Below are 26182 nucleotides of genomic sequence, written 5' to 3'. Positions count from 1 at the left end.
ATTCACTCGCCGCCCCCGGGCAGCCGGCTACCGTTCGCTCAGGGCATTCTGCTGCGCTCTCAGGATCGGCTTCAGCAGGTAGGAAAGGACCGTTCTCTTGCCGGTCAGGATGTCCAGCTGTGCGGTCATCCCGGGTATCACCGGCAGGCCCTCCCGGAACTGGTTGCCGGTGGTCTCGGCGCGGACCAGATAATAAGTGTTGCCCTGATCGTCGGTGATGCTGTCGGGGCTGATGTGCGTCACTCGCGCCTGCATCCCGCCGTAGATGGTGAAATCATAAGCCGTGAACTTGACGATGGCCGGCAGATCGGGGCGCAGGAAGGCGATGTCGCGCGGCGACACCTTCGCCTCGACGACGAGCCGGCCGTCCGTCGGAACCACCTCGACGACGGCGTGACCCGGCTGAACGACGCCGCCGACCGTGTTGTAAAGCACCCGCTGAACGAGGCCGGCCACCGGTGAGCGTATCTCGGAATATTTCACGCGGTCGGCGAGCCCGGTGACGTTGGCGCCGAGACTGTTCAGCTCGGCCATCGCTGCGGTGAGCTCGGCACGCCATTCGTTCTTGGTCGTCAGCTCGGTTTCGCGGATCCGGGTCTCGGCTTCCTGGATGCTGGCCGTGAGCTGCCCGCGCCTCGCGCCCGCCTGCTGCCGCTCGCCCTGGGCCCGCGACACGTCCCGTTCGAGCCTCAATATGTCCATGCTCGAGACGGCGCCCGAAGCCAGCAGGGGCCGGGTGATGGCGAGTTCCTGTTGTGCCATCTGGTAGGCACGATCCGCGGTGCGGATCGCCGCCTCCACCTCGCGCAGCTCGCTGCGACGCTGGGCGACCTGCTGCCGGGCGATGAGCAGCCGTTCGTCGAGTTGCCGGCGGCTCTCGAAATAATATTGGCGCTCCTGCGCCAGAATCAGCGCCGCCTCGCTGCCCTGGCCTGGTTGCGTGCCGGCGGGCTCCTCCGGCTCGTAGGCCGTGCCGTTGACCAGGGCCTGCAGCCGCTCGATCTTCGCGTTGAGGGCGAAGGCCCTGGCCTCGCCCTCACGCAGGTTGGCGACGAACCGGGTCGGATCGATGCGAACGAGAACCTGGCCCGCCTCGACCCTTTGACCAGCCCTGACGAAGATCTGCTCGACGACGCCGCCGTCGACCGATTGGACGATCTGAAGTTGCTGGGACGGTATTACCCGGGCTTCGCCCCGGGTGACTTCGTCCACCGTGGCGAAGGCGGCCCAGATCAGGAGGACCAGGAAAAGCGCGACGATGCCGTAGAGCAGCCCGCGTGCGCGGAGGACCTGCTGCCCCTCGACCGCGTGCCTTGCGTTCGAGCCCCAATCGCGGAGGTCCTGCGACGGGCGTCTCCAGAACGGCTTGAACAGGGTGTCGAGCCACTTGCCGGCCCGTACGGCGCCGGCCGCGCGATCGAGTCCCTCGAACAGGCGCCTTTCCATCGGCCGGGCTGGATCCGAGCTCGTCATACCGCCGCTTTCTGGATGTTGCCGCTGTTGAGGCTGTCGAGAACCGCCGCCTTCGGTCCGTCGGCGACGATCTTGCCGTCGTCGATCACGATCAGCCTGTTCACCAGATCGAGCATGGCCGGCTTGTGGGTGATCAGCACCATCGTCCGGTCCTCCGCATAAGCGGCCAGCGCTCGGGTCACATGCCCCTCCAGCCGTCCGTCCATCGCGCTGGTCGGCTCGTCGAGGACGAGGATGCTCGGGTCCATGGCGATGGCCCGGGCTATGGCGATGGCCTGGCGCTGGCCGCCGGAGAGCCTGTTGCCGCCTTCGCCGACCTGCATATCGAGACCCTCCGCGTTGGCGCCGAGCATGGAGGTCAGCCCCGCGACATGGAGCGCCGCCGCGAGGTTCCGGTCCCCCTGTTCGCGGCGGGCCCCGAGCATGATGTTGTCGAGAACGGTGCCGAACAGCAGCAGCGGTTCCTGCGGGACATAGCCTATCCGGCGCCGCAGCTCGTCGGGATCGATCTGGCCGATATGAACGCCGTCGACCATGACCATGCCCGATGCCGGCTGGTACAGGCCGAGCAGGAGCTTGCCGAGCGTACTCTTGCCCGAGCCGACGCGCCCGATGATGCCCACTTTCTCGCCGGCACGAATGTGGAAGCTGACGCCTTTCACGGCCTCCGCCTCAGCGCCCGGATAGTTGAAGACCACGTTGCGGAAGGCGATGTCCCCGTTGATGGCTGGCCGGCTGATCCAGCTTTTCCCGCGGGGCCGTTCCTGCGGCTGCGCGACCGTCTCGTCGAGCTGGGCGAGCGACGTCCGCGCCTGGTAGAAGGACGTCATCAACGAAGCCGTCTGGGCGATCGGCGCCATCGCCCTGGAGGCGAGCATGTAGGCGGCGATCATGCCGCCTTGGCTGATCTGGCCATTGATCACCAGATAGACCCCCACGATGATCAGGACACAGCCCACGGCTTGCTGGATCTGGGCGGAGACGCTGGCCACGGAGCTGCCCAGCAGCCGCTGCCTTGCGACCTGCGACGACAGATATTCGGTGGCCTGCTCCCAGACCTTCTGCACCCGGCTGGTGGCGCCGAAGGCCTTCAGCGTCTCCAGCGCGTAGAGACCTTCGACCAGAGTGGCGTTGCGATGGGCGCCGGCCCGGCTCACCTCGTCGGAGATCGCGCTCAATCGTGCGGCGACGGAGAGTGCGTAGAGGATGGCGATCGCGGTCCCGACGATGAGGGGGAGCACCATCCAGAACGAGATGAGGCCGATGATCAGCGCGAAGAGCAGGAAGAACGGCATGTCTATGAGGGTCAGCACGGTCATCGAGCCGATGAAGCTGCGCACCGATTCGAACGACTGGACGCTCGTCGCGTAGCTGCCGACCGAAGCGGGGCGCTGCTCGAGCCGCATGCCGAGCACACGTTCCATGATATGGGCCGAAAGCCGCGTGTCGGCACGCGCCGCCGCCGCATCGACGAACCAGCTGCGCATGTGTCGCAGCGCCAGGTCGCCGACCAGGACGATCAGAATTCCTGCCGCCAGCACCCAGAGGGTGTCCGTCGCCTGGTTCGGGACAACCCGGTCGTAGACGTTCATCACGAAGAGCGGCATCGCCATCGCGAAGAGATTGACGAAAAGCGCTGCGACCAAAACGTCGGCGTAGAGCCGGCGATTGCCCTTGATGACGTCCCAGAACCAGTGCCCCTCCGCCTCCTCCGGGGCCGCCGCGACGCGCTCGTCGGGGCGGTAGGCCGGGCGGCAGTAGATAGCGTAGCCGAGATAGCGCGCCTCGAGCTCCTCCAGGGCGAGAGGGACCGGCCGATCGGCCGATCCGAGCTCGGGGAAGACGATCGATGCCGTCCCCGCCTCGGGATCGACGGAATGGATGATGCAGGCATGCTCGTCCTGGAGCAGCGCCACGGCCGGCAGAAGCGCCGGGTTGAGATCGCGGATCGGTGTCTCGGCCAGTCGCGCCGTGAAGCCGACACGCTCGGCCGCACGCGGGAACAAGGCGGGCGTCAGGGAGCCTTCGACGGGCAGTCCGGACGTCAGCGCGTCACGAGTACTGGTGACGCCGTGCTCTGCGGCAAGCAGCAGCAGACACTCTACAAGATCGTCTCTGCCGCGATGACCCATGGATGCACCTTCACTTCCTGACGCGAACGGCAACGCCGCGCCCGCACAGCAGCCTAGCTCGCCGAGGCGATCGCGCCGGGGCAGTCGATCGAGGTGGGCCGCTGGGCGTCGTCGTCGAACTCGCTGATGCTCGGCATGCCGCTTCGCGTCTGCCCCAGGACGTCGAGCAGGATGCCCATGGCGCGCAGCGTGCGGTAATAGGCCTTGGTCAGCTCATGCTGCGCCTGGGCAAAAGCCCGCTCGGCCTGGAACGCCTCGTTCTTGGCGTCCAGGACGTCCAGCAAGGTGCGGCGCCCGATATAGAATTGCTGCTCGTAGGCCGTCGCCACATTGGCCGCGCCGATGCGGTGCGCTTCCAGGGCGCGCAGCCGTGCTCTCAGGCTGTTGACGTTGTTCCAGGCGATGGAGGCGCTCTGGCGAAGGTCCACGCAGGCCTTGTCGAGAAGATCCTCGCTCTGGAAGAGCCGCCGCTCGGCGGCGTCGGTGCGCGCCTGATCGGCACCGCCGCGGAACAGGTTGTAGCTGAAGTTCAGCCCGACAAAGGCTTCCTCGCCGCGACCGCGAGGGTCGAACTGCGCATCGAAGCTGCTGCTATTCCGGTAGGTTCCGCCACGCGCGGCCACGGAGACCCTCGGATAATAGGCTGCCCTGCTCTCGCTGACGGCGGCCTTCGCCGCCTCCACGGTCGCATTGGCGGCATAGAGGCTGGCATGATTCCGCAGGGCCTCGGTCATCACCGCCTCCAGATCGCCGGGCACGCGGGCGCTGGCGACCGGAAAGTCCTGAAGTGCCTCGGCCGGCTGGCGGCCGACGATCCGCTGGAAGCGGGCGGTGACGTCGTGGAGGTTGGCCTGCTCGGTCAGCATGTTCGACTCGGCAAGCGCGAGGCGGCCGGCGGCCTGCTCCAGGTCCGCTCTGTTGCTGACGCCGGATTGGGCTCGCTCGCTGATCAGCGCGTGCACCTGCTGGTGCGTCTCGTAATTGCGCTGGGCGAGGGCGAGGGTCTCCCGATATTGGCGAACGTCCTCATAAGCCTCGATCGCTTCGAGGGCCTTGCTCTGAACCTCGTCGAGCAGCTCGTAATAGCGCGTCAGGCGGGTCTGATCCGCCTCTTCCAGCTGGCTGCGGACCAGGAAACCGTCGAACAGCATCTGGGTGATCGACAGCTCGACATAGTCCCGGGCGAACCAGCCGCGATCGTCATATTCGCGGGTGGCGGCGCCATACTCGCCGTTCACGTCGACCGTGGGAAGATAGCCGCCCCTGACGGCCCGTCGGTCGGCACCGGCGGCGAGGAAGGCCTCCCAGCGCGCCTGGACTTCCGGTTGCGTGTTGATGGCCAGATCGACGGCCTGGTCGACCGTGGCTACCGGCGCAGCGGGAGCCATTTCCTGCGCCGCCAGGCTCCCCCCTCCGGCGATGCTCAGCGCGACGACCGCCGCGTAACCCATGAAGCTCCTGAAGAACGCCTCATTCACTCCAGCCCTGGCGGGCTGGCCAACCTTGCGTACGCGACTCACACAATCCCCTTCCACCCCTGGGTCGGATCCGATCGGCCGCGCGCGATCCGCGATGCGAGCGCGCGCAACCGGCGCTCGCACGCCTCGGCCGACAAATTGTGGTCTTTTCAGAGGCTGAGGCGGCTCCCTCGACCGTCAGCCTATGTCCCCGCTAGGAACTCCCCTCGTTTCCGACGCAGGCGGTATAACCGGGAAAATCGTAAACAGAAGGTTAGGGAATTGTAAATTCTTGTTAACAGCCAGCCACTTGCTGCCACGTCCCGGTGCGCCCCGCCTCACCCGAACAACGCGTGAAAGTCGCGGATCGGACCGCTCTCGAGGCCGCTTCCGTCCCCGCTGGGGATCGACAACGCCGTACCGTCCGTGTGTACGATAGCTTAGATAGACGATTCTCCTCCTCTCCCGGCACCATTCTCCTTGGCGGCGCGCGGACGGGGCTTCCCCCAGGAGAGCCCGCGCTCAAGCGGCCTCGTCGGCCGGCTCTTCCGTTGTCTCCGAGCCTTCGACGACGCGGGTCCGCTGGAGACGCAGGGCGACGAGCGAGCACAAGGCCGCCCAGGCGGCGCCGACGCTCCAGCCGGCCATGACGTCGGTGGGCCAGTGGACACCGAGATAGGCGCGAGAGAAGCCGACCAGGATGGTCACCAGGACGGCGGCCGAGAGCAGGAAGATCCGCACCCGCCAGTTCCGCTCGGCGCCCGCGAGCAAGGCGGCCAGCGTCAGGTAGACGGTTGCCGAGTTCATCGCATGGCCGCTCGGGAAGCTCGCCGAGCTTACTTCGACCAGATGCGGCACGATGTCGGGCCGATCGCGGACGAAGCCGTATTTGAGGAGGCTGTTGAGAAGGCCGCCGGCGCCGATCGCCAGCCCCAGATAGACGGCGAGCGCCGTCTTGCGCCGCACCAGCAGATAACCGGCCGCGAGCAGGGTGATCAGGGTCAGCACGGCGCCGCCGCCCAAGGCGGTGATGTCCACCATCGCCCGGTGCAGCCAGCGCGGGCCGACCGGCAGGCCGGGATCGGCCGCCGTCCGCAACTGGACGAGCAGCCAGCGATCGAAGGCCAGGGTGTCGCCCTCGATCATCTCGGACGCGATCTTCCCGAACAGGAGAAGCGACGGGACCAGCACGAGAAAGACCAGGAGGATCCGACTGTCCACCCGGCGCAGCCAGGGCACTCGATCGCGCAGGGGCATGCTCGCTTCCTCGGGCGCGTCGCTCGACGCAGGCATCTTCGGGAAAGCGAAACCTAGCGGGGTTTGCCCATGAGGACCATCGGCGACGGCGCGGGACCCGGCGCCATCCTCGCCCCTCTCCGGCAGTGTATTTCTACTCTCCTTGAATAAGACTGGCGCTACGTGTCGAAGCTGCTATGGAAGGGGTCGCTTCCCCGGTGGAGAACGATTGCCAAGGTCGTTCGCGCCGCCAGGGCGGTGCGGGGAAGTTAATTCAATAGTCCAGTCAAATAACAGATCGCCCGAATGCATCGACAAGGGCGGCGAGGGCAGGAACGGCGCAGTCGAGCGCCGACAAGAGCGCAGAAATGCGCCCGGGGAGAGGTCGAAAAGATGAAAGCTGAGCCAAAGCTTGAAGCGACAAGGGTCGGGGTGCGGACTTCGCGACTGGCGCTGATGTTGACCGCCGCTACCTTCGTCGGGGGAGTCGCGGTCGCGACTCCGGCGGCGGCGCAGACAACAGAGGATCCGCAGGACGAGACGACGAACCTGCCCGAGGCCGATGTCGGCCCGGCGCCGGCTCCCGCCCAGGCCGAGGCGCCGACCGCCCAGGCGGACATCGTCGTCACCGGCTCGCGCGCGGCCGTCAACGGCTTCTCGGCGCCCTCGCCGACCCTGGTGGTCGGCAGCGAGCTGGTCGATCAGCAATCCGCGGCGACGATCGCCCAGGTGCTCTATCAGGTCCCGGCCTTCCGGGCGACGCGCTCGCCGAGCGCCAACGCGATCAACTTCTCGAGTCCCGGCCAGGCCATGGCCGACCTGCGCGGCCTCGGCCCGCAACGGACCCTGGTCCTCGTCAACGGCTCCCGGGTCGTGCCGTCGGCCGCCTCGGTCAATGCCAGTGCCCCGGTCACGACCGACCTCAACGTCATCCCTACCCTGATGGTCAACCGCGTCGAGATCGTCACCGGCGGCGCCTCCGCCCAATATGGCTCCGACGCGGTCTCGGGGGTCGTCAACATCCTGCTGCACCGCCGAATGGAGGGCCTTCGCCTGACCGCTCAGGCGGGGATCGCCGAGGCCGGCGACAATTTCAACTACCGGCTCGGCGCGATCGGCGGCTTCGACTTCGCCGACGGGCGCGGTCATTTCGTCGCCAGCGTCGAATATAACGATTCCAAGGGTGTCGACGACATCTACGCACGCGACTGGGGCCGCGAGGAGTGGATGATCGTGTCCAACAGCGCGTTCGCGACCAACGGACTGCCGGCGAACATCGTCGCTCCCAACGTCCACAACAATGTCGGTGCCGGCGGCGTCATCCTGGGGCCGGTCGGGTTCGCGCTGCGCGGCTTCACCTTCAATGACGACGGATCCGTGCGGCGGTTCGACTCCGGCTCGCTCAACAACGGCACCTACCAGATCGGCGGCGAGGGCCGCACCTCCACCGTCGGCATCAGCCTGGTGCCACCGGTCCGGCGCTTCACCTCCTATGCGCGGCTCGAATATGAATTCTCCGAGGCCCTCACCGCCTCGGTCGAAGGCGGCTATGCCGAGACGCGGGGCATTCTCAGCGGCGGCATCGCGCGCTTCAACTCGCAGGTCATCAGCCGCGACAACGCCTATCTCCCCGCCGCCGTGCGGGCCGCGATGGACGCGCAGGGCCTGACCAGCTTCACGCTCGCCAAGACCTTCTACGACATGGGCAATGCCCGCTTCGAGGCATCGAACGACACGCCCCATCTGATGGTCGCGGTCGAAGGCGATCTCGGCGGCTCCTGGCATTACGACGCCCATTATTCCTGGGGCGAGAACCGCTTCCGCAACGACATCACCAACAACCTGCTCGGCGCCAACATCGCCTTCGCGGTGGATGCCGTCGTCGATCCCGCGACGGGCCGGATCGTGTGCCGCGCGGCCCTCGCCGGCAATCCCGCCGCCGCCGGCTGCGTCCCGATCAATCCCTTCGGCCCGAACGCGACCACGCCCGAGGCGCAGGCCTATGTGAACGGCTCCGGCTGGAGCACGTCGCTCTATACCCAGGACGCGGCGGCCGTGAACGTCCGCGGCGAGCCCTTCTCCACCTGGGCCGGACCCGTCTCGATCGCGTTCGGCGGCGAGCATCGGCGCGAGACGCAGCGGGTCGAGGCCGATCCGGTCTCGGGCAATCGCGGCTTCGCCCTGGTCGGCAATGTCGGCACGTTCCGCGGCGCCTTCGACGTCACCGAAGGTTATGTCGAGGCGATCGTGCCGCTCGCCCGCGACCTCCCCTTCGCCCGGGCGCTCGATCTCAACGGCGCCATTCGCTACGCGGATTACAGCACGGTCGGCGGCCAGACGAACTGGAAGGTCGGCGCCGTCTACGAGCCGGTCGACGGCCTGCGCCTGCGCGTCACCCGATCGCGCGACATCCGCGCGCCCGCCATCTACGAGCTTTTCGGGCCCGGATCGGTGCTGGTGAACCTGATCACGGTCAACGGCATTTCGGCGCGGGTTCCGCAGAACGTCACCGTCGGCAATCCCGATCTCGACCCCGAGAAGGGCGACACCTTCACCGCGGGCATGGTGATAGAACCGCGCGGCATTCCCAATCTGCGCGCCTCGATCGACTATTACGAGATCGACCTCGACAGCGCGATCACCAGCATCTCGGCCGGCACCATCGGATCCTTGTGCACGCTCGGCCAGACCCAGTTCTGCGACTACATCACCTTCAACGGCGCCGGCGTCCCGGTCAGCGTCACCGCGCCGCAGCAGAATATCGGCTCGCTACGCACCAACGGGATCGACGCGGTCCTGAACTACAGGCTCCCCCTCGGCGGCGGCGCCTCGCTCAGCGCCGCGCTCAGCGGCACCTATGTCTTCCATTCCTACGTCAACAGCGGCGCGCCCGGCAGCGTCGACATCGACCGGTCGGGAGAGAATGGCCAGGCCAATGCGGGCGCGGTGCCGCGCTTCCGCGGCAATGCCTCGCTCACTTATGCCGATACCCTTTTCTCGCTGACCGGACAGGTCGTCTTCGTGAGCTCCGGCACGATCGACAACAGCTACAACACGGCGCCGGCGCTGACGATCACCGACAACGACGTGCCGGCGATCGCCTATGTGAACCTCTATTCGACGATCAATATCACGCCGGACGCCGAACTGAGCTTCACCGTGAACAATCTGTTCGACACCGATCCGCCGGTGGTGCCCTATCCGGTCTTCATCACCCCGACCAATGGTGTCTATTATGACAAGATCGGCCGCGCCTTCCAGGTCGGCGTCAACCTGCGCTTCTAGGCGGCGGGCGCCCTGCGCCCGGCTCACGTCGGACAGGCCGGGCGGACAGGGAAAGGACTCATGACCGAGCGGGTCGACATTGCGATCGTGGGCGCCGGACATTCCGGCGCCCAGGCGGCGATCATGCTGCGCCAGCAGAAGTTCGAAGGATCGATCGCCCTGATCGGCGAGGAGCGCGAGCTTCCCTACGAGCGCCCGCCCCTCTCCAAGGAATATCTCGCCGGCGAGAAGCCGTTCGAGCGGATCATGCTGCGGCCCGAGGCCTTCTGGGCCGAACGCGCGATCACGATGAGGCTCGGCACGCGCGTCGTCTCCGTCGATGCGCAGGCGCATCGGCTGGGCTTCGAGGATGGCGCTTCGCTCGCCTACGGCAAACTTGTCTGGGCCACGGGCGGACGGCCGCGCGGTCTCGCCTGCGACGGCCACGATCTCGACGGCGTCCATTTCGTCCGGACCCGCGCGGATGTCGACGCAATGGCGGCGCAGCTCGAGGCGACGCGGCAGGTCGTCATCGTCGGCGGCGGCTATATCGGCCTCGAAGCCGCCGCGGTGCTGACCAAGCTCGGCAAGAAGGTGGTCGTGCTCGAAGCGCTCGAGCGGGTGATGGCGCGAGTGGCGGGCGAGGCGCTTTCGCGATTCTACGAGGCCGAGCATCGCGCCCACGGCGTCGATCTGAGGACCGGAATCGCCATCGACCGGCTCGAAGGCCGGGGCGGTCGCGTCACCGGCGTCCGCACCGCCGGCGGCGAGACGATTGCCGCCGACATGGTGATCGTCGGGATCGGCGTCGTCCCGGCGGTGGAGCCGCTGCTCGCCGCCGGGGCCGAAGGCGGAAACGGGGTCGAGGTCGACGCCCACTGCCGCACGTCGCTGCCGGACATCTATGCGATCGGCGATTGTGCGGCCCATGTCAGCCGGTTCGCGCAGGGCGCGCGGATCCGCCTCGAATCGGTGCAGAATGCGAACGACATGGCCGCGACGGCGGCGCGGCACATATCCGGGCTCGACGCGCCTTACGGCGCCGTGCCCTGGTTCTGGTCGAACCAGTACGACCTCAGGCTGCAGACGGTCGGACTGTCGCTCGGGCATGACGAGGCCGTGCTGCGCGGGCGGCCGGAGGCGCGCAGCTTCTCGATCGTCTATCTGAGGCAGAAGCGGATCATCGCGCTCGACTGCGTCAATAGGGTCAAGGACTACGTCCAGGGGCGCAAGCTGGTCGAGGCCGGCGCCGCAGCAGACTCGGGAAGGCTCGCCGACGCGTCGATACCGCTCAACGCACTCGGCTGATCGCTCGCGCCTTCCCGCCCGGAGCCGCGCATCCGTCCTCGCCTGATAATTAAAGGGTCGTAGAATAATATTGTGAGGCCGGCATCGCCATGCTACCCAGGGTCGGACCACCGGAGAAGTGGCAGGCAGGGAGAGCGACGTGCGCGGGGATGAGCAATCAATCGATCCGGTGCTGGAGCGGGAGGCCATGGGTGCCTATCGCTGGAGCCTCTATGCCGCCTGCGGCGTGCTGATGGCCCTTGAGGGCTATGACGCCTACATCGTCTCCAATCTCGCCGCGGTCATCGCGCGCGGCCTCGACATACCCATCCCTTCTATGGCGTTCGTGTTCACCGCCCAGGCGGCGGGCATGGCGCTGGGCTTCTATACGATCCCGATGCTCGCCGACCGGATCGGGCGGCGCAACATCATCATCGTCGGATCGGCGCTGTTCGGGATCCTGACGCTCGCCTCCACCCTGGCGACGACGCTCGAGGAGTTCACCCTCGTCCGGTTCCTCGCCTTCGCCTCGCTCGGCGGAACAATGCCGAACATCATCGCGCTCGTGGCCGAGTTCATGCCCGAGACAAGGCGGGGGCGGCTGCTCACCTGGCTGTTCATCGCCCACGGGCTCGGCGCCTCGGCGGCCGGCTTCTTCGGGCCGACCTTCGTCGAATATCATTCCTGGCAGGCGGCCTTCTGGGCGGGCGGCATCCTGCTCCTTCTGTTCGTCCCCTTCCTCTACCTCCACCTGCCCGAATCCTGCCGGTTCCTGCTCGTCCGGGATCCCCAGGATCCACGGATCGGCCGCATCCTCAATCGCGTCGACCCAGCCTTCGCCTTCGCCGAGGGCACCCGCTTCACGACGACGGAAGTGAGGACGTCGGGTATCCCGCTGGTCTCCCTGTTCCGTGACGGCCGTGCGCCGATGACCCTGCTGCTGTGGATGGCGATGGGCGCGGCGCTGTGCGCCACCGCGACGCTGTCCGCCTGGATGCCGAGCTATCTCCACGTCCTCGGCGGCCTCGAGACCAGCACGGCGACGCGCATGTCCGCCGTCTCCGCCTTCGGGGCGATGGCGGGACCGGTCCTGCTGACCTATCTGATGAAACGGCTCGGCATGCCTTTCTCGCTGATGCTGACCCTTTCCTGCGCCTTCGTCGCGATGACGCTGCTGGCACTGGTCGCACAGATGCCCTGGCTCGGCTGGGTGCTCGGCTTCGGATTCGGACTGTTGGTGATCGGCTCCCAGGCCGGCTTGAACTCGCTGGTCGCGTCGAGCTACCCGACCTCGATCCGCTCGACCGGAATCGGCTGGGCCGGGGGCATCGGCCGGATCACGTCGATGATCGGCCCGGGCCTGGGTGGCGCGATGCTGGCGGCCGGATGGGGGGCGTGGCAGATCTACACCGCGATCGCCGCCCCGCTTCTCATCGCCGCTCTGGCGATGCTGATCTTCCATCGCATCAAGGCGGACCAGGGCGCAGCGGCGTCCCCTGCGCCGACGACAGTCGCGGCGCCCGCCGCCGCCGAGTAAGGCATCGATTTCGGGGCCGGTGCGGCTCGCGGCAGCGAGCCGGTGCCGAAAGCCGCCCACGCCTCGCGCCGAGCGCGCTGCGGCGGGGAAGCCGAGCGGCCCAGCGGCAGGCTTGATACCGTTTCGAAAGTGGGGCGCCGGCGTGGGCGGCGCCGGGCGCCGCCCGGTCAGCCTACCAGGGAACCTGGCCCGTATCGCTGAAGAGACCTCCGGTCGGCCCATCCTCGCCGAGCAAGGCGAGGCCGATGGCGACGGCAGCGCCCTCGCTGGGCGGGCGGCCCTTGCCGCTGGACAGGTCGGTCGCGCACAGGCCGGGATTGGCCGCGTTGACCTTGACCGGCGTATCGAGCAGCTCGTTGGCGAATTGCACGGTGACGGCATTCACCGCCGTCTTGGACGAATTGTAGGCGAGCAGGCGGCTGAACGAGAAGGGAGCGTCGCGCCCGCTGGTGAGCTTCAGCGAGGCGAGGCCGGTCGACATGTTGACGATCCGCCCCGCGGGCGCCGCCCGAAGGAGGGGCAGCATCGCCTGGGTGACGGCGACGAGGCCGAAGACGTTGGTTTCGTAGGTGAGGCGGAGCAGGTCCGGATCGGCGGCGCTCGGCGGCACGCCATGCTCGGGCGACACCGCCGCATTGTTCACCAGGATATCGAGCCGCCCCTCATCTCGAACGATGAGATCGGCCGCGGCCTGAACGGTCGCACGGTCGGTAACGTCGATCGGCACGAAACGGACGTCCAGGCCTTCTCCGCCGAGCAAGGCGGCCGCATCCGTGCCGGCACGGCCATCGCGCGCGCCGAGCAGGACGGTGGCACCCGCCCGGGCGAGGCCGCGGGCGATCTCGAAGCCGATTCCCTTGTTCGCGCCGGTGACCAGCGCGACCTTGCCCGCCGCCTCAGACATCGAAAGGGGCGGAGCGCGGATATCGCTCGATATAGCGGAGGAACTGCCCGAAATATTTGTCGGTGCGGATCAGCGCGCTCTTGCCGTAGCCGCGAAAGCGCAGCGAGAAGAGGATCGGTTCGTCTTCCGCATAGAGCTTGTGGACATAATCGACGCGCTTCTGAAGCTCGGCCTCGGCCGCCTCGGTGCCGAGCGCCTCGGCCTGTGACCGGCGCATCGCGACGACGAAATAGGCATCCGACCAGCCGGGGGCGACCTGGGAGCTTCCCGCCATGAAGAAGCGCTCCGTGCCGTCCGCCAGCTCGGTGCGTGCGGTCAGCCAGGTGCCGCCGTAGAGCTGCGTGTCGGCGGTGCGCGCTTCCGATTCCTGACGAACGACGATCAGATAGTCGCCGAAATCGACCTTGGTCGGGTTCGGGTCGGGAATGTTGTGCACCGTCTTGAGATGCTGGAAATCGACGAGGTTGGATGAACCGATCCAGCCTTCGATGGGACGCAGGCCGCGGTGGAATGCGCGGTAGAAGACGTCCTCTTCGGCGATGTTCGGGAATTCGGGAAGGCCGAAGAGCGGCTCCTCGCCGTTGAACGCCCAGATCATGCCCCAGCGCTCGGCGGCCGGGTAGGAATAGATGCGGACGGCGCGCGGGATGTGGGTTTCGCCCGGTATGTCGACGCACTGCCCGTCGGGACCGAATTTCCAGTGGTGATAGGCGCAGCGCACCGCCCCGTCGACCAGGCACCCTTCCGAAAGGTCGGCGCCGACATGCGGGCAATAGGCGCTCTGGACGACGGGCTGCCCCTCCGCGTTGCGATAGACGATCACCCGCGTGCCGAGAAAATCCCGGCCGATGATCTTCCCGGCGGGAAGCTCCTCCGCCAGCATCAGCGGGTTCCAATTCTTGAGATAGGTGCCGTCATGGTCCCGGCGATATTCGCGGCCGGCATAAGCGGGGCGCGGCAGAACCGGCCCGGTCTCCCCAATGCGTTCAGACATCAGACTCTCCCGTTACGCCGCCGTGCCTAGCACAGCCGGACGCCTTTCAAAAGAATTTTATATCTGACTATAATTAAATTGCAGCCGGCGCACGGCAGGGATGGTCGGGGCCTTCCAGCACGATGAGATGGAATTCAGGCGCCGACGGCACGCCTGGGTCTGGCCGCGGCACCGCCTGCGGAGGCGCCGATGCCCTCGAGGATCATGTCGATGACGAAGGCCTTGTAATGCGCGGCCGCCTGCTCCGGCGTCTCCCCCGACGGTGCCTGGCCGCGATCGATCAGCTTGGAGGCGTGCTGGAACTTCTCGCACAGGCCCATGATCGCGAGGAAGGTGAAATAGGGGTCGATCGGCCTCAACGTCCCTTCCTCGACGCCGGCGTCGATGATCGACCGGTAGATGTCGAGGGTCTTCGACATCCACACGCTGATCAGCTCGCTTGCCAGCGGATCGGTCTCGTCGCCGATGATCTCGACCATCAGCCGGTGGTAAAAGGGATTGACCAGGAAGAAGTCGACCATCGCGTCGATGCGAATGGCGAGGCGCTCCGGCGCCGACTTGGCGTCGCTCTCGATCGCGGCGACGCGGTCGCCGATTTCCTTCGAGAGGGTGCGCGCGACGTCGACGAGGAGACGGGTGCGATCCTGGAAATAATATTTGAACAAGGTGAGGTGGACGCGCGCGTGACGCGCGGCGAGGGACAGCGACAGCTTTTCCGGCGGCACCGTGCGCAGCAGCTCGGCGGTCTTCTCGACCAGATATTCCTTGCCGATCCGCCTCTTCCCCGCCGGGCGGCCGATCGCGCGCGTCGCCTTGCCGGAACGCCCGCTCGCCTTGCGGCTGGACGCCGTCTTCGCCTCGGCCGGGCCCCTGTCTTCTGTCACCTGCCGTTCACCCCGTTTCACCGCAGGCCGAATTCCTGCCGCCGGACCGAGGCCCGGGAATGAGCGAAGATTAGCTTCTCCCCGGGCAATGGGCAATGCACCGCCGCGTCCTTCGCGGGCAAGATAATTCACTATTGATATAAATCGCGGCCAAGCCGAGATCCGGTGGAATGAATGGTTCGCTCTCCCCAGTTCCGGCGGTCGACACCCATGCCCATGTCTTTCATGCGGGCATGCGGCTCGCCGCCGATGCATGGCACCGCCCCGACCACGAGGCGCCGCTCGAAGACTATCTCGCCTGCCTCGACCAAGCCGGGGTCGACCGCGCCGTGCTGGCGGCAATCAGCCTGTTCGAGGACGCCGACGACTATGCGCTCGCGGCCACGGCGGCGCACCCGCGCTTGAGAACGACGGTGATCGCCGATCCCTCGATCCCTTTCTCGCGGCTGCGCGAGATGAACCGCCTCGGCGCGGTCGGCATCCGGCTGCAATGGCGCAGCACGCCGGTGATCCCCGATCTCGACGCGCCGGAATGGCGCCGGCTGCTCCGCACGATCGCCGATCTGGGCTGGCACGTGGAGCTGCACGACAATGGCGCGCGTCTGCCGGCATCGATCGCACGGATCGAGAGGAGCGGCGCGCCCCTGGTCGTCGACCATTTCGGCAGGCCCGACCGGGCGCTGGGCGCCCGCTGCGCCGGCTTCCAGGCGGTGCTGCGCGCGGTCGAGCGAGGCCATTGCTGGGTGAAGATGTCGGCCGACTTCCGGGTCGGATCGGACGCCATGGTCCGCGAGCTCGTTGCGGATCTGCTCGCTCATGCCGGCGCGGATCGGCTGTTCTGGGGAAGCGACTGGCCCTTCGCCGGGGCCGAGCAGGAGATCAGCTACGCCCAGACCATCGCCCGATTCGAGTCTCTCGTCCCCGATCCTTCCTGCCGGGATGCGATTCATCGCACCGCCGCCGACTTCTATTTCGGATCGAGATAATTCTAGATGACTTGAAATTATTGCCGGAGCCGGCTAGAAGTCCGGAATGTTGGGCGAACGCACCAAGGATCGGGCAATGAGCGAAGGCTTCCGTGAACGCTTGCGGGCGCCGCTGAACAGCCCGGAATTCCGGGGCGCGCCCGCCCGCGGCTACGAGCGGATCGTCGATGGGGACATGGTCATCGAGCGCGATTTGCGCGTCCCCACCCGTTTCGGGTTCGATATCTGGGTCGATCTCTACCGGCCCGTCGATGCCGACCTGCACATGCCGGTGCTGGTCGCCTGGACCCCCTACGGCAAGCACGATCCCGCGCCGCTGGCGACGCTCTATCCCGCCTGCGGGGTTCAGCAGGACTGGATGTCCGACCATACCATCTTCGAGGCGCCCGACCCGGTCTATTGGACCAGGCGCGGCTATGCCGTGATCACCGCCGACGTGCCGGGCACCTGGCATGCCGAGACCGACGCCGGCTATTTCAGCCCGCGCGAAGCCGAAGCGCATTATGACCTGATCGAATGGGCGGGCACGCGCGACTGGAGCAACGGCAAGGTCGGCCTGTCCGGAGTCTCCTACCTCTCGAGCGCGCAGTGGCGGGTCGCGGCGCTGCGCCCGCCGCACCTCGCCGCGATCAATATCTGGGAAGGCTGGTCCGACACCTTCAACGAGATCGTCCGGCACGGCGGCATCCCGGAGACCTCTTTCTGGCCCCATATCCAGGTGCGCTGGGGCGTCTCGGACCGGAAGGTCGAGGATCTTTGGGCGCTGACCGCGGAGCATCCCCGTTTCGACGATTATTGGCGCTCCAAGATCGCCGATTTCGCGGCGATCGACGTGCCCGCTTATGTGGTCGCCAGCTGGACCGATCACGGCGTCCACACGCGCGGCACCCTGGAAGGATTCAAGCGCATCGCCTCCCGGCAGAAATGGCTGGAGGTCCATGGCAGCAAGAAGTGGGCTTATTATTACGAGCCGGCGTCGGTAGAACGCCAAGCCGCCTTCTTCGATCATTTCCTCAAGGCCGAGGAGACCGAGCTCGCCGACTGGCCGCCGGTAAGGCTGCACGTCCGCGACCGCTTCGCCGAGGCGGTCCAGAAGCCCGCGCACCAGTGGCCGGTCGAGGGCACGCGATACGAACGACTCTATCTCGATGCGGCAAAAGCCGCGCTCACTCCCGAAGCGCCGGCGGCGCCGGCCGAGGCGAGCTACGATCCGCTCGATCAGGAGGGCGAAGCGGTCTTCGACCTTCCCATCGAGGCCGAGGTCGAGCTCGTCGGTCACATGAAGCTGAAGCTGTGGGTCTCGACCGATCGTGGCGACGATCTCGACCTCCATGTCGCGGTCGAGAAACTGAGGGCGGACGGCAGCAAGGAAGGCTTCGCCCATTGGGCCGTGTTCGAGGATGGGCCGGTGGCGCTGGGATGGCTGCGCGTCTCCCGCCGGGCGCTCGACCCAGATCGCTCCACCGAATTCCAGCCGGTCCTCGCCAATGACCGCGACGACAAGCTCGCACCGGGCGAGGTGGTCGACGTCGATATCGAGATCCTGCCGTCCGGCACGCGCTTCTGCCCCGGCGAGACGCTGCGACTGATCGTCAAGGGGCGCGACATTTACGACCATCCCAAGCCGCTCCTCTACATGCGGCACGAGGAGACGGTGAACGTCGGGACCCACCGTCTCCACACCGGCGGCAGCCGCGCCTCCTATCTGCTCGTCCCGGTGGTGGAGCTGGCCGATGCTCTTTGAAGACTGCACCGTCCCGGTGCTCGACGCCCTCGAATATGGCCTGGCCCGGCAGGAGCCCGAGGAGCCGCTCGCCGCGATCCCCCAGATCCTGGCCGAAGCGCGCGCCGGGCGCCCCTTCATCCTGGTCGATTCCGAGGATCGCGAGAATGAGGGCGACCTCGTCATCCCCGCCCAGTTTGCCTCGGCGGAGCTGGTCAACTTCATGGCGCGCGACGCCCGCGGCCTTATCTGCCTGGCGATCACCCGCGAATGCGCCGATCGGCTCGCACTCCCGCCGATGGTACGCGACAACCAGTCGATCCACGGCACGGCCTTCACCGTGTCGATCGACGCGGCGCGGGGGATCACCACCGGTATCTCGGCCTATGACCGCGCCTACACGATCGCGGCCGCGATCGATCCCGCGGCCGGCCCTGAGGATCTGGCGACACCCGGCCACATGTTCCCGCTCGTCGCGAGACCGCACGGCGTCCTGGAGCGGCCGGGCCATACCGAAGCGGCGGTCGACATCGCCCGGCTCGCCGGCCTGGTCCCGGCCGGCGTCATCTGCGAGATCATGAACGACGACGGCACCATGGCCCGGCTCGGCGATTTGCGCCGTTTCGCCCGCCGCCACGGCCTCAGGATCGCCGCCATCGATGCGCTGATCGCCTACCGCCGGGAGCGGGGTGAATGAATCCGGGCGACGACCTCGGCGGCGCCTTGCGGGCCGGCCTGCGGCGGCTCGCCAAGGGTGTTGTCGTCATCACCAGCCGGCACGAAGGGGTACGCTTCGCCATGGCCGCCACGGCGGTGAGCGAGCTCAGCATGGATCCGCCGTCGCTGCTCATCTGCGTCAACCGATCGGCGAGCCTGGAGGCGCCGCTGTCCGCCGGGGCCGATTTCTGCGTCAATCTTCTCCACCGGGAGCAGGCCGAGCTGGCGGTGGCCTGCAGCGGCCAGGCCAAGGGTGAGGCGCGCTTCGCCACCGGCCGCTGGAGCGGCGCCGACGTCGAGCCGCCCTGGCTCGAGGACGCCCAGGCGAGCTTCGCCTGCCGGCAGGAGCAGTCGCTGGCTTACGGCACGCATCGGATCGTGATCGGCAGGGTCGAGGCGGTGCGGCTCCACGGCGAGATCGATCCGCTCATCTATGTCGACGGCCGCTACGCCCGGGTGGCATAGGGAGCCATGTCGATCAGCATGCCGGAGCCCGACGCGGCGGTGCTCGCCCGGCGCGACGAGATTGCGGCGGCGCTGCGCCGGCTCGCACCAGGGGCGCGGGTCATCGACCATGCCGACGAGCTGCGCCCCTACGAATGCGACGGCCTCACCGCTTACCGCCAGCCGCCGATGCTGGTGGTGCTGCCCGAGACCACCGCCGAGGTCTCGCGCATCCTTGCCTGGTGTCATGCCGAGGGCGTGAAGGTCGTGCCCCGCGGCGCCGGCACCTCGCTGTCGGGCGGGGCGCTGCCGCTCGCCGATGCGGTGCTGCTGTCGCTGGCGCGGTTCAACCGGATCCTGGCGATCGACGAGGAGGATAGGCTCGCGGTGGTGCAGCCGGGCGTGACCAACCTCGCCGTCACCCAGGCGGTCGCGCATCACGGCCTTTATTACGCGCCCGACCCATCGAGCCAGATCGCCTGTTCGATCGGCGGCAATGTCGCCGAGAATTCCGGTGGCGTGCACTGCCTCAAATACGGTCTGACCACCAACAATGTGCTCGGCCTCGAGCTGGTGCTGATGGATGGCGAGATCATTCGGCTCGGCGGGCTGCTGCTCGAATCCGCCGGTCTCGACCTGCTCGGGCTGATGGTCGGCTCCGAGGGGCTGCTCGGGATCGTCACCGAGGTGACCGTCCGCCTGCTGCGCACCCCTGAGACGGCGCGTGCGATGCTGATCGGCTTTGCCGGCGTCGAGGCCGCCGGCGCCTGCGTCGCCGCCATCATCAGTCACGGCATCGTCCCGGCCGGGATGGAGATGATGGACCGCCTCGCCATCCATGCCGCCGAGGCCTTCGTCGGGGCGGGCTATCCGCTCGACGTCGAGGCCCTGCTGATCGTCGAGCTCGACGGCCCGGAGGCGGAGTGCAGCCACCTCATCGGCGAGGTCGAGCGGATCGCGTCGGCCCATGGCGCGGCCGAGCTGCGGGTCTCGGCAGACGAGGCGCAGCGGCAGCTCTTCTGGGCCGGCCGCAAGGCCGCCTTTCCCGCGGTCGGCCGGATCTCGCCGGATTATTACTGCATGGACGGCACCATCCCGCGTCGCCGCCTGCCCGAGGTGCTGGCCCGGATCAGCTCGCTGTCCGCGCAATATGGGCTGGCGGTCGCCAACGTCTTCCACGCCGGCGACGGCAACCTCCATCCGCTCATCCTCTATGACGCCAGCGCTGCGGGAGAGCTCGACAAGGCGGAAAGCTTCGGCGCCGACATCTTGCGCCTTTGCGTCGAGATGGGCGGCGTGCTGACCGGCGAACATGGCGTCGGTGTCGAGAAGCGCGACTTGATGCCGGAGATGTTCAGCGAGACCGATCTCGACCAGCAGCGCCGGGTGAAGCACGCCTTCGATCCGAGCGGGCTGCTCAACCCCGGCAAGGTCTTCCCGATCCTGCATCGCTGCGCCGAGCAGGGCCGGGTCCACGTCCACCGGGGAAGCCTCCCTTTTCCCGACCTTCCCCGCTTCTGATGGAGACGGTCACGCCGCCGACCGAGGAGGCGCTCGCCGAATGCGTGCGCGCGGCCGGAGCGCGTGGCGCAAAGCTCGAAATCAGGGGCGGCGGAAGCAAGGCCGCGGTGGGAGCCGAGCGTGACACCACGATCCTCGACATGCGCGGCTTTCGCGGCATCGTCGACTATGACCCGGCCGAGCTGGTGCTGACGGTGCGCGCCGGCACACCTCTGGCCGAGATCGAGGCGGTGCTGGCCGAGCAGCGGCAGATGCTCGCCTTCGAGCCGTTCGACCATGGTCCGATCCTCGGAGCCGGCGCGGGGGAGGCCACGATCGGGGGGATCGTCGCGGCCGGCGTGTCGGGTCCCCGGCGGATCAGCGCCGGCGCGGCGCGCGACCATCTGCTCGGCTTCTCCGCCGTCTCCGGGCGGGGCGAAAGGTTCGTCGCCGGCGGACGGGTCGTGAAGAACGTCACCGGATTCGATCTCGCCAAGCTGATGGCGGGGAGCTGGGGGCGGCTGGCCGCCCTGATCCAGCTGTCGCTGAAGGTGCTCCCGGCGCCCGCGCGGACGATCGTCCAGGCGATCCCGGCAAGCGACCCCGAACAGGCCGCGCGGATCATGGCGTCGGTGCTCGGCTCCGCCGCCGCGGTCGCGGCCGTGGCCTATCGTCCGGGGAAGGACGGGCGCGTCTTCGTCCGCATCGAAGGGTTCGCCCCGTCCGTCGAAGCACGGTGCAGCCTGCTGGGGACCTTGTTCGACCCCATCGAAGCGGCGTCCGGCGGTGAGGAGGGCGGGTGGCCGGAACCCGGCCAACTCCCCCCGGATAGGCCGCTCTGGCGGATCCCGATCCCGGCCCGCCGGCTTCCGCGTCTCGCCGGGCGGCTCGACCGGCTCGGCGCGCCGTGGCTGGCCGACTGGGGAGGCGGCCTCGTCTGGGCCTGTCACGAGGATGGGGCGGCGATCCGCGCCGCGGCCGCGGAAGCGGGCGGCCACGCCATGCTCCTGCGGGCGCCGCCGGCGCTTCGCGCCGTGGTGCCGGCCTTCCATCCGTTGCCGGCGGGAAATGCCGCGTTGGAGGCGCGGGTCGTGCACGCGTTCGACCCGCTCGGCACCTTCGGCGGTCGGCGTTTCGGGGGCCGTGATGCGCACTGAGTTCACGCCGGCCCAGCTCGCCGATCCCGACGTGGCGACGTCGGCCAGGGCGATCCGCAGCTGCGTCCATTGCGGCTTCTGCACCGCGACCTGCCCCACCTACGTGCTGACCGGTGACGAGCTCGAGGGACCGCGCGGCCGGATCTACCTGATCCAGAAGATGCTGGAGGAGGACCGGGAACCCAGCGCCGCGACGGTAAAGCATATCGACAGCTGCCTGTCCTGCCTGTCCTGCCGGACGACCTGCCCCAGCGGCGTCGACTATATGCACCTGATCGACCATGCGCGGGCCTTCGTCGCGCGCCGCCATCGGCGGCCGTGGCACCAACGCTTGCTGCGCGCGGCGCTGGCCGCCATCCTGCCTCATCCGCCGCGCCTGCGGGCCGCACTCCGGCTCGCCCGGCTGGTGCGGCCGCTGGCGGCGCCGCTGGCGCGCATCGAGGCGCTGGCGCCGCTTGCCGCCATGCTGGAGATCGCCAGGCGGCGGCCGCGTCCGGGCGACCCGGCGGGTCAGGCGCCCCCGGCCCCGGCCGGCGCGATAAAGGTGGCGCTGCTGCGCGGCTGCGCCGAGTCGGTGCTTCGGCCGGACATCCGCGCCGCGGCGGTGCGACTGCTCCAGCGCGCCGGTTGCGAAGTCGTCGACGTTGAGCGGGAGGGTTGCTGCGGCGCCCTCACCCATCATCTCGGCCTCGCCGGGTCCGCGCTGCAGGCGGCCCGGAACAATGTCGACGCCTGGACGGCCGCGATCGCGCGATCCGGGATCGAAGCGGTGGCGGTCACCGCCTCGGGCTGCGGCACGATGCTCAAGGATTACGGGTTCCTGCTGCGGGACGACCCGCTCTATGCGGACAAGGCGGCGCGGATCTCGGCCATGGCGGTCGACGTCTCCGAGCTGCTGGCCCGCCTCGCTCCTGCGCTCGCAGCGCCGGAGCCGCTCCGGATCGCCTATCACCCGCCCTGTTCGCTCCAACATGGCCAGGCGATCAGGGCCGAGCCGAAGGCGCTGCTCGAGGCGGCGGGCTTCGAGGTCGTGCTTCCCGCCGAAGCGCATCTGTGCTGCGGATCGGCGGGCACGTACAACATCCTGCAGCCGGCCGTGGCCGCCCAGCTCGGCGCGCGGAAAGCGATGCGGCTCGACGCCCTCGAGGCGGACGCGGTCGTGACCGGCAATATCGGCTGCATGGTCCAGATCGAGAGCGGCGTTTCGGTACCGGTACTCCACCTTGTCGAGCTGCTCGACTGGGCCGCGGGCGGCCCGAAGCCGGACAGGCTCGACCATCGCCATCCAGGGAGAGGGAAATGACATCGATCAAACTTGATCAGGCCAATCGGATCATCGAGGCCGCCGTGGCGCGGGGCAAGGAGCTCGGGCTGAAGCCGCTGTCGGTGGCGGTGCTGGATGCCGGCGGTCATCTCGTCGCCTTCCAGCGTCAGGATGCGAGCTCGACGCTGCGCCCGCAGATCGCCATGGGCAAGGCCGGCGGGGCGCTGGGCCTCGGCCTGCCGAGCCGGGCGATCGCCGAGATGGCGGCCGAGCGGCCCAGCTTCGTCGCCGCGCTCGGCACGCTCGCGCCGTGGGGCGTCGTGCCGGCGGCGGGCGGGCTCCTCGTGCGGGAGACACCAAGCGGACCGATCCTCGGTGCGGTCGGCGTCACCGGCGATACGTCCGACAATGACGAGGCCTGCGCGCGGGCCGGGATCGAGGCGGCGGGCCTGCTTGCCGCCTGAGGAAGGTTGGGCGCGCGCCACCGATAGACCGGCGCCACGTCCTTGACCCGGCGAGGCCGGCGTCTCAGCGCCGTCGCAGCGTGATCAGGTGCGGCCGCCGGCCGCCACGGCCTTGTTGATCGCGGCCTGGTTGGCGCCGCTGAACGCCTCGCGATTGTCGAAAACCCAGTCGAACGACCGTTCGCGCTGCCGATTCGCGCCATTGAAGCGGGGCATGACGTAGCGGGCCATCAACTCGTAGGAACGCTTGGTGGCTTCGAAATTCATCCAGTTGGTGCCGGTCATCAGCAGGCAGCCGAACGAACCCGTGCGCTCCCACAATTCCTCGAGGAAGGCGACCGCATCGTCGGGCGTGCCGACCAGGCCGCCCCGTGCGGCCACCAGCTTGGCCGGATCGGAGCCGCCCTTCGCGCGGGTTTCGGCATAGCTTTTGGGGTTGAGCGCTTCCAGGTAGCGCAACCACGGCTCCAGTCCGAATTCGACCGCACGCGCGGCTTCCGCGCGGCTTTCGGCGAGATGGAAGGAAACCACCACGCGCAGATTGTCGCGATCGAGGGCATTGCCGTGCTCGCGGCCCGCTTCCTCGGCGACCGCCCAGCTCGATTTCACGTCGCCTGCACCATGGGTGAGGATGCCGAGGCCGTATTTCCCGGCGAGCAGCGATCCGGTCGGAGTCTTCGAGGTGGCGACCACCATGTGCGGTCGGGGCCGGCTGAAAGGCGAAAGCTGCAAGCTGGCGTCGCGCAACGTGAACCAGTCGGCGTCATGATTGATGGTCTCGCCGTCGATCAGCCGGATGACGACGTCGACGCCCTCGACCAGGCGCGCCCGCTGCTGCTCAGGGGCGATTCCGAGCATGGCCGCGTCCGACACCAGCATGCCTGGCCCAAAGCCGAACATCGCCCGCCCCCGCGTCTGGTGATCGAGCTGAACGATCCGATCCGCGATCATATAGGGATGATGATAGGGCACCGAGATCACGCCGGCGCCGATCTTGATCCGTGTCGTGCGCTCGGCCGCCGCCGCGATGAAGAGCTCGGGCGAGCCGTAGATCTGCATGCCGCCCGAATGGTGCTCGCCCATCCAGACCTCGGAAAAGCCGAGATGCTCCAGCCACTGAACGAGCTCGAAGTCGCGCTGCATGCACAGGGTGACATCTTCGTCATTGCCGTGATGGGGAGGCAGGAACACACCTGTCCGCACGTTACGCGCCTCAGCCAAGCAACCTCTCCCCTATTTGTCGTCCTCGCCGCATCGTCGGCTGGCCTTCAGGCTTAGGTCCGATCTGCGTTCGAGGCAATAGATTTATAGCTATCTAGAAAATAAGTGGTGCGCGCATGAAGCGCTTGAGCGCCCAGGCGGACGGGCGCTCGAGCACCTGCACGGCGGAGACGAAGCGTTCCCGGTCCTGGTCCATTATTATCCGTCCAGCCGAATTGAGAATGGCCAGAGTTCAGACGGCGCGGCTCTCGATGGCCCAGCAGCCGTCGGTCAGCGGCCTCGCCTCGTCCGGCTCGAAGCCGCTCGCCCGCAGCAAGACGTGGATCTCGTCCAGCCGGCGCTCGCGGCCGCTGATCGGCATCATGACGAGGTCCGTCCGTACGACAGGCTCGTCCGCGGCGGTGACCCGCTCGGGCATGATCCGCTCCAGCACGACCAGAGCGCTGCCCGGCTCGAGCGCGGCGCGGCAATTGGCGAGGATGCGCAGGCTGTCCTCGTCCGACCAGTCGTGCAGCACATATTTGAGGAGAAGACAGTCGGCCCCACCGGGCACGTCGATAAAGAAGTCGCCGCCCAGGAAATCGGCGCGATCGCCGACCCCCGCCTCGACGAGGTAGCGCCGGGCACCCTCCGCGATCGATCCCAGATCGTAGACAAGACCGGTCAGCCCCGGATGGGCGCGCAGGACCTCGATGAGCACGGCGCCGTAGCCGCCGCCCACGTCCATGACTCGGCGATGGCCCGAGAAGTCGACGCTCTCCGCCGCCGCCCGGGCGATCGCCTCGGACTGCTCGGCCATCGCCCGGCTGAAGATATCCGATTCGGCAGGATCGGCGTGGAGCGCGCCGAAATCGCCATTCCCCCACCCGGGCGTCCCCGTGCGCAAGGTCTCTCCGATCGTCTCCAGCGAGCTCCAGATTCGGTCGCCCCAGAGCATCGCCATCCCCCGCAACGACCCCGGCACGCCGGCACGAAGCCGCCCACCCAGCTCCGTGGCCACGAAGCCGTCCGCGGCAACCTGGTCGCACAGGCCGAGGACAGCGAGCGCCCGCAAGACGCGGCGCGCCGTGTCGGCGTCGAGATCGAGCGGACCGGCGAGCGCGGCGGCGGTGCGGGGCTGGGAATCGAGCCGATCGATCAGACCCGAGCGGACACCCTCGTAGATGGCACGGGTGCGCCATGCGCCGGTGATCGATTCGATGAGCCTGCTGGTTGCGCCTTCGGCCATGATTCCCTCCCCTGCCGATGCGGTCCATCTCACGATCCCGCTCGGTTTTCGTCGCTATAATTTGCACATTAGTTGAAATAGGGGAAGTGGCGGCGCGTGCGGCCTTGCCGCCGAAGCGACTCGGATAGAGAGTAGGAGTGCCTTAGAGCAGGATTTCACATCCCTGGCCTCAAGCGCCTGCGCGACTTCATCTATTATTCAAGCAAGTTATAATAACTTGCCGAGCCAGCGACCCTTCGCTATGCTCGGCCCCAGCAAGCAGCCCGATGATCACCGGCGTATCGCCGGAAAAAGAGGCTGCCGCGGAAAA

19 protein-coding genes and 1 pseudogene are annotated in these 26182 nt (G+C 67.9%); 11 read left to right on the top strand and 9 right to left on the bottom strand.

The window, feature by feature from the left end; all coding sequences use genetic code 11:
- Positions 1 to 27: 27 nt before the first annotated feature.
- From DDE10_RS16660 to DDE10_RS16645, 4 genes are all read right to left on the bottom strand, one after another.
- Entirely contained in the window at positions 28 to 1473 is a 1446-nt protein-coding gene (locus tag DDE10_RS16660; RefSeq protein ID WP_114953921.1) for an HlyD family type I secretion periplasmic adaptor subunit, read from the bottom strand.
- Positions 1470 to 3605, bottom strand: a complete 2136-nt coding sequence (locus DDE10_RS16655; protein ID WP_114953920.1) for a type I secretion system permease/ATPase — start codon at positions 3603 to 3605, stop codon at positions 1470 to 1472. Before DDE10_RS16655 ends, DDE10_RS16660 begins: the two co-directional genes overlap by 4 nt.
- Before the next feature lie 53 nt (positions 3606 to 3658).
- Positions 3659 to 5056: a TolC family outer membrane protein gene (locus DDE10_RS16650; protein ID WP_114953919.1), complete on the bottom strand. Its 1398-nt coding sequence runs from the start codon at positions 5054 to 5056 to the stop codon at positions 3659 to 3661.
- 528 nt (positions 5057 to 5584) lie between these two features.
- The gene (locus DDE10_RS16645; protein WP_114953918.1) at positions 5585 to 6319 is read right to left on the bottom strand and encodes a phosphatase PAP2 family protein; all 735 of its coding nucleotides are present in this window, start codon (positions 6317 to 6319) and stop codon (positions 5585 to 5587) included.
- Between the two features lie 438 nt (positions 6320 to 6757).
- On the opposite strand from DDE10_RS16645, the gene DDE10_RS16640 reads away from it, so the two are divergent.
- From DDE10_RS16640 to DDE10_RS16630, 3 genes are all read left to right on the top strand, one after another.
- Positions 6758 to 9583: a TonB-dependent receptor domain-containing protein gene (locus tag DDE10_RS16640; RefSeq protein WP_162806683.1), complete on the top strand. Its 2826-nt coding sequence runs from the start codon at positions 6758 to 6760 to the stop codon at positions 9581 to 9583.
- 60 nt (positions 9584 to 9643) lie between these two features.
- Complete coding sequence (locus tag DDE10_RS16635; RefSeq protein WP_114953916.1) at positions 9644 to 10870, top strand: NAD(P)/FAD-dependent oxidoreductase; 1227 nt, start codon at positions 9644 to 9646, stop codon at positions 10868 to 10870.
- 139 nt (positions 10871 to 11009) lie between these two features.
- The gene (locus DDE10_RS16630) at positions 11010 to 12386 is read left to right on the top strand and encodes an MFS transporter (RefSeq protein WP_114953915.1); all 1377 of its coding nucleotides are present in this window, start codon (positions 11010 to 11012) and stop codon (positions 12384 to 12386) included.
- A gap of 172 nt (positions 12387 to 12558) precedes the next feature.
- Here DDE10_RS16630 and DDE10_RS16625 read toward each other — a convergent pair whose 3' ends face one another.
- The 3 genes from DDE10_RS16625 to DDE10_RS16615 form a co-directional block, all read right to left on the bottom strand.
- Entirely contained in the window at positions 12559 to 13290 is a 732-nt protein-coding gene (locus DDE10_RS16625) for an SDR family oxidoreductase (protein WP_114953914.1), read from the bottom strand.
- On the bottom strand, positions 13283 to 14284 hold the full coding sequence (locus DDE10_RS16620; protein WP_114953913.1) for a Rieske 2Fe-2S domain-containing protein: 1002 nt from the start codon (positions 14282 to 14284) through the stop codon (positions 13283 to 13285). Before DDE10_RS16620 ends, DDE10_RS16625 begins: the two co-directional genes overlap by 8 nt.
- Positions 14285 to 14418: 134 nt before the next feature.
- A complete protein-coding gene (locus tag DDE10_RS16615) occupies positions 14419 to 15168 on the bottom strand; it encodes a hypothetical protein (RefSeq protein WP_162806682.1) in 750 nt (249 codons plus the stop codon).
- A 170-nt stretch (positions 15169 to 15338) separates the two neighbouring features.
- Between DDE10_RS16615 and DDE10_RS16610 the strand changes: the two genes are divergently transcribed.
- From DDE10_RS16610 to DDE10_RS16575, 8 genes and pseudogenes are all read left to right on the top strand, one after another.
- Positions 15339 to 16154, top strand: a complete 816-nt coding sequence (locus DDE10_RS16610; RefSeq protein ID WP_114953912.1) for an amidohydrolase family protein — start codon at positions 15339 to 15341, stop codon at positions 16152 to 16154.
- Positions 16155 to 16230: 76 nt separating this feature from the next.
- Positions 16231 to 17898, top strand: coding sequence for a CocE/NonD family hydrolase (locus tag DDE10_RS16605; protein ID WP_162806681.1), 1668 nt, complete (start codon positions 16231 to 16233; stop codon positions 17896 to 17898).
- A pseudogene (ribB, locus tag DDE10_RS16600) lies at positions 17888 to 18559 on the top strand (3,4-dihydroxy-2-butanone-4-phosphate synthase); the annotation flags it as partial. The gene DDE10_RS16605 and the pseudogene ribB, both read left to right, overlap by 11 nt.
- A gap of 11 nt (positions 18560 to 18570) precedes the next feature.
- Positions 18571 to 19059 carry a flavin reductase family protein gene (locus DDE10_RS16595; protein ID WP_114953909.1) on the top strand — a complete coding sequence of 163 codons (489 nt, stop codon included), beginning with the start codon at positions 18571 to 18573 and terminating at the stop codon, positions 19057 to 19059.
- Between the two features lie 6 nt (positions 19060 to 19065).
- The gene (locus tag DDE10_RS16590) at positions 19066 to 20559 is read left to right on the top strand and encodes an FAD-linked oxidase C-terminal domain-containing protein (RefSeq protein WP_114953908.1); all 1494 of its coding nucleotides are present in this window, start codon (positions 19066 to 19068) and stop codon (positions 20557 to 20559) included.
- Complete coding sequence (gene glcE, locus DDE10_RS16585) at positions 20559 to 21695, top strand: glycolate oxidase subunit GlcE (RefSeq protein ID WP_114953907.1); 1137 nt, start codon at positions 20559 to 20561, stop codon at positions 21693 to 21695. Before DDE10_RS16590 ends, glcE begins: the two co-directional genes overlap by 1 nt.
- Positions 21685 to 22998, top strand: coding sequence for a glycolate oxidase subunit GlcF (gene glcF, locus DDE10_RS16580; protein WP_114953906.1), 1314 nt, complete (start codon positions 21685 to 21687; stop codon positions 22996 to 22998). Before glcE ends, glcF begins: the two co-directional genes overlap by 11 nt.
- Complete coding sequence (locus DDE10_RS16575) at positions 22995 to 23423, top strand: GlcG/HbpS family heme-binding protein (protein WP_114953905.1); 429 nt, start codon at positions 22995 to 22997, stop codon at positions 23421 to 23423. Before glcF ends, DDE10_RS16575 begins: the two co-directional genes overlap by 4 nt.
- Before the next feature lie 84 nt (positions 23424 to 23507).
- On the opposite strand, the gene DDE10_RS16570 is transcribed toward DDE10_RS16575, so the two are convergent.
- Together DDE10_RS16570 and DDE10_RS16565 are read right to left on the bottom strand one after the other, a co-directional pair.
- Complete coding sequence (locus DDE10_RS16570) at positions 23508 to 24644, bottom strand: LLM class flavin-dependent oxidoreductase (protein WP_114953904.1); 1137 nt, start codon at positions 24642 to 24644, stop codon at positions 23508 to 23510.
- Between the two features lie 232 nt (positions 24645 to 24876).
- Positions 24877 to 25872 carry a methyltransferase gene (locus DDE10_RS16565; RefSeq protein WP_114953903.1) on the bottom strand — a complete coding sequence of 332 codons (996 nt, stop codon included), beginning with the start codon at positions 25870 to 25872 and terminating at the stop codon, positions 24877 to 24879.
- Positions 25873 to 26182: the final 310 nt, after the last annotated feature.

This window comes from Sphingosinicella terrae (assembly GCF_003347635.1).
Taxonomy (GTDB): Bacteria; Pseudomonadota; Alphaproteobacteria; order Sphingomonadales; family Sphingomonadaceae; genus Allosphingosinicella; species Allosphingosinicella terrae.
This window is presented reverse-complemented; position numbering and strand designations above follow the sequence as displayed.

Coding starts and splice junctions, on each gene's coding strand:
- DDE10_RS16660 (WP_114953921.1), bottom strand. CDS start 1,473: ATGACGAGCTCGGATCCAGCCCGGCCGATGGAAAGGCGCCTGTTCGAG.
- DDE10_RS16655 (WP_114953920.1), bottom strand. CDS start 3,605: ATGGGTCATCGCGGCAGAGACGATCTTGTAGAGTGTCTGCTGCTGCTT.
- DDE10_RS16650 (WP_114953919.1), bottom strand. CDS start 5,056: ATGGGTTACGCGGCGGTCGTCGCGCTGAGCATCGCCGGAGGGGGGAGC.
- DDE10_RS16645 (WP_114953918.1), bottom strand. CDS start 6,319: ATGCCCCTGCGCGATCGAGTGCCCTGGCTGCGCCGGGTGGACAGTCGG.
- DDE10_RS16635 (WP_114953916.1), top strand. CDS start 9,644: ATGACCGAGCGGGTCGACATTGCGATCGTGGGCGCCGGACATTCCGGC.
- DDE10_RS16625 (WP_114953914.1), bottom strand. CDS start 13,290: ATGTCTGAGGCGGCGGGCAAGGTCGCGCTGGTCACCGGCGCGAACAAG.
- DDE10_RS16620 (WP_114953913.1), bottom strand. CDS start 14,284: ATGTCTGAACGCATTGGGGAGACCGGGCCGGTTCTGCCGCGCCCCGCT.
- DDE10_RS16610 (WP_114953912.1), top strand. CDS start 15,339: ATGAATGGTTCGCTCTCCCCAGTTCCGGCGGTCGACACCCATGCCCAT.
- DDE10_RS16605 (WP_162806681.1), top strand. CDS start 16,231: ATGAGCGAAGGCTTCCGTGAACGCTTGCGGGCGCCGCTGAACAGCCCG.
- DDE10_RS16595 (WP_114953909.1), top strand. CDS start 18,571: ATGAATCCGGGCGACGACCTCGGCGGCGCCTTGCGGGCCGGCCTGCGG.
- DDE10_RS16590 (WP_114953908.1), top strand. CDS start 19,066: ATGTCGATCAGCATGCCGGAGCCCGACGCGGCGGTGCTCGCCCGGCGC.
- glcE (WP_114953907.1), top strand. CDS start 20,559: ATGGAGACGGTCACGCCGCCGACCGAGGAGGCGCTCGCCGAATGCGTG.
- glcF (WP_114953906.1), top strand. CDS start 21,685: ATGCGCACTGAGTTCACGCCGGCCCAGCTCGCCGATCCCGACGTGGCG.
- DDE10_RS16575 (WP_114953905.1), top strand. CDS start 22,995: ATGACATCGATCAAACTTGATCAGGCCAATCGGATCATCGAGGCCGCC.
- DDE10_RS16565 (WP_114953903.1), bottom strand. CDS start 25,872: ATGGCCGAAGGCGCAACCAGCAGGCTCATCGAATCGATCACCGGCGCA.